We start from the raw sequence: 342 nt of genomic DNA, 5'->3' as shown, positions 1-342 counted from the left end.
GCGCCGAAGGCGCGGGTGGGGTGATGGCGCCGGCGCAGTTCGTGCTCGCGCCGGGCCTCACGCCTTGCCGCCCTTGATGAAATCGATGAACGCCCGCAGCGGGGCTGGCACCAGGCGCCGGCCGGGATAGTAGAGAAACGGCCCGGGAAAACTCGGCCACCACGGTTCGAGGATGGGCTCAAGCGCGCCGCTTTCGAAGTAAGGGCGAAGCCAGCCCTCGAAGAGGCCGATGATGCCGGTGCCGGCGATGGCCGCGTTGACGGCAAGATCGGTTGCCCCGCCGATTCGCACGATCAATGGCCCCGTCGGATCGACCCGCACCACCTCGCCGTCGCGCTCGAA

General features: G+C 69.0%; 1 protein-coding gene. It reads right to left on the bottom strand.

Annotated elements, in window-relative coordinates; translation table 11 throughout:
* Positions 1–57 precede the first annotated feature (57 nt).
* Positions 58–342 (bottom strand): type 2 periplasmic-binding domain-containing protein (locus FCU66_RS40650; RefSeq protein WP_484177843.1); only part of this gene is annotated, 285 nt, incomplete at its 5' end.

The organism is Mesorhizobium norvegicum (assembly GCF_004919685.1).
Classification (GTDB): domain Bacteria; phylum Pseudomonadota; class Alphaproteobacteria; order Rhizobiales; family Rhizobiaceae; genus Mesorhizobium; species Mesorhizobium norvegicum.
Note: the sequence above shows the minus strand (reverse complement) of the source record. Positions and strands in the feature narration are given on the sequence as shown.